At 57.2% G+C, this 2,497-nt stretch carries 3 protein-coding genes; all 3 read right to left on the reverse strand.

Translation table 11 applies throughout. From position 1 onward, the window contains the following. Positions 1 to 22 precede the first annotated feature (22 nt). The 3 genes from tnpC to ACQZ51_RS23620 all read right to left on the reverse strand — a co-directional run bounded on the left by tnpC (position 23) and on the right by ACQZ51_RS23620 (position 2,378). On the reverse strand, positions 23 to 1,612 hold the full coding sequence (tnpC, locus tag ACQZ51_RS23610) for an IS66 family transposase (protein ID WP_448780985.1): 1,590 nt from the start codon (positions 1,610 to 1,612) through the stop codon (positions 23 to 25). Between the two features lie 74 nt (positions 1,613 to 1,686). After that, positions 1,687 to 2,031, reverse strand: a complete 345-nt coding sequence (tnpB, locus tag ACQZ51_RS23615) for an IS66 family insertion sequence element accessory protein TnpB (protein WP_065699540.1) — start codon at positions 2,029 to 2,031, stop codon at positions 1,687 to 1,689. After that, entirely contained in the window at positions 2,028 to 2,378 is a 351-nt protein-coding gene (locus ACQZ51_RS23620) for a transposase (RefSeq protein ID WP_236761091.1), read from the reverse strand. Before ACQZ51_RS23620 ends, tnpB begins: the two co-directional genes overlap by 4 nt. Between the last annotated feature and the right edge of the window lie 119 nt (positions 2,379 to 2,497).

A 2,497-nucleotide genomic window follows, 5' to 3' on the forward strand; every position in this document is an offset into this window, starting at 1 on the left:
GTAAGCGGCAAGCTGAGGCCGTTCAGGCCCTGTAGCTCCACGGCATAAGGGTATGGATTTCGCTGCTAGGCCAGCCATTTGCAAGGCGCTCAAGCGTCTGCGTCAGCCAGGCCTGGGGATCGACAGAATTCATCTTTGCCGTCTGCAGCAGCGTCGCGATTGTTGCCCATGTCCTGCCGCCACCATCACTGCCAGCGAAGAGGCTATTTTTTCTTGTAATCGCCTGCGGTCTGATCGCTCGCTCGACTATGTTGGAGTCGATCTCGACACGGCCGTCGGTCAGGAAGCGTTCGAAGACGTCACGACGCTTGATCGAGTACCGTAGAGCTTCAGCGAGTTTGGATTTAGCCGACACGCGCGGCAGGGTCGTCTGCCAGAGAGCGAACAGATCTCGGACGATCTCTGCCGCGCGTTCTTGTCGGGCTGCGACACGCGCCTCAGGGCTTTGACCACGGACTGTGTCCTCTATTTCCCAGAGCTCTGCCATGCGCTCGACCGTCTCTGTGGCGACCCTGGAGCTCTTGGCGATATGCAATTCATAGAACTTGCGGCGGCTATGTGCCCAGCAGCCAGCCAGAGTAACGCCGTCGTTGCCGCCGTCCTTGCGGACAAGCTTGCTGTAGGCCCCGTACCCGTCAACCTGCAGAACCCCGCGATAGCCGCTGAGGTGCCTTGCCACGCAATCGGTCGCCCGACTGTCTTCGAAGCGATAGGCCACCATCGGCGGACCGTTGCCTCCGAACGGTCGGTCATCCCTGGCATAGGCCCATAGCCATGCGGTTTTTGCCGACCCGGACCCTGGTGCAAGCGTCGGCAGGGTCGTCTCGTCGGCAAATATTCGTTCCGCCTTCTTGATTTCGTTGAGGATATAATCGGCGAGGATGTCGAGCTCGAACCCCAGCTTTCCCATCCATTGAGCCATGAGCCTGCGGTCAAGTTCGACCTTGTCGCGGGCGTAAATCGCTTCCTGTCGATAGAGTGGTAGCCCATCGGCATATTTGGAGACCGCGATCTGAGCCAGAAGCGCTTCTGTTGGAATGCCCGCATCAATGATATGCGCCGGGGCCGCAGCCTGGATCACGCCGTCTTCGTTCTTAAAAGCGTATTTGGGACGGCGCGTGACAATGACACGGAACTTCGCTGCAACGACATCCAATCGTTCGGATATGTCTTCTCCGATCAGAATTTTTGTCTTGCCCACATGCTCCGGCAAGTCTTCCGGCTCGATCACCACCTCGATACGCTCCAGATGCGGCGCAAAGCCCTTGCGTGGCCTCGGCGGACGTTTGCCATCTTTGTTGATGCCACTCGTAACCTTGGCCCTGATCGCCGCAATGCCGGTCTCGATCTCCTCAAAGACAAAAGTATGCTGCTCGTCATCGACACTGACCGCTGCAAGTTTCTCTGAACGGCGCCCGAAGCGCGCGCGGTCAAAAGCTTTCAGGATCTGTGTCAGCCGCTCGATGCGCTCATCGGCATCAGCATTTCGGGCCTCGAGATCGTCGACCTGCTTTTCCAAAGCCTCGACGCGAGCGGCCTTCTCAGTCATGGCAAGAACCATGGCCTTGAGTGCTTCTACATCATCCGGGAGCTCTATCTCGGGTCGCGTCATGGGTATGATCAGAGCATATTTCGCCGTGATCCGCCCGTAGTTTTAGGTGCATGATTCAATTCGTCGCAGGGCTTTTACCCAACAATCTCGGGTGGCTTGATCGGTGTTGATCGAACGCGTTTCCAGTCCATTCCATCCACCAAAGCCAGAAGCTGGGCATTGTTGAGCTGGACCCGGTTGTGACCAATGCGCGGCCAGCAAAATTGCGCCTTTTCCAACCGCTTTGCATAAAGGCAAACTCCTGAGCCATCCCACCAGACAATCTTGATCCGGTCTGCTCGTTTCGCCCGGAAGACATAGAGCGCTCCGTTAAACGGATCGCTGCCAGCATCGCGCACTAGCGACAGCAAGCTATCAGGCCCCTTACGAAAGTCGATTGGATGGCTCGCGAGGAAGACTTTGACGCCTGACGGGATCATGCTGAAAGTACCGCCCGGATCACCCGTTGCAGGTGCGCTGCGTCAACATCGGGTCCGGCCCGGATAACAACATCGCCGATGACAACATCAATCACCGAATTTGAGCCACCAGAACCGGCTTGCGTGCAAACAGCGGCTCCGGACGACGCGGATCGCTGTCGCTCCCGAGCATCGCGACGCCAGCCAAATAGCTGCGATGGATGAATTCCAATGCGATGTGCGATCGCTGAAACACTGGCTCCCGGTTCCATCGCCTCTGCAACAGCATGTTCTTTGAATTCATCCGACCAACGTCGGCGGAACTGCCTTGGAGCGCCTTCCAAGCGCTCAGGGACAGCCTCGATCATATGAAAGTTTCTGGTTCCAGAGCTAGGCGCAGACATAGAAGCTCACAGTTTGTGAATCGTCTATCTGCAATACAGCCGTACGATCTAACTACGCCAGATGGGGTCAGCTTCCCGCTTAC

Source organism: Agrobacterium sp. CG674 (genome assembly GCF_053521645.1).

Coding starts and splice junctions, on each gene's coding strand:
- ACQZ51_RS23620 (WP_236761091.1), bottom strand. CDS start 2,378: ATGATCGAGGCTGTCCCTGAGCGCTTGGAAGGCGCTCCAAGGCAGTTC.
- tnpC (WP_448780985.1), bottom strand. CDS start 1,612: ATGACGCGACCCGAGATAGAGCTCCCGGATGATGTAGAAGCACTCAAG.
- tnpB (WP_065699540.1), bottom strand. CDS start 2,031: ATGATCCCGTCAGGCGTCAAAGTCTTCCTCGCGAGCCATCCAATCGAC.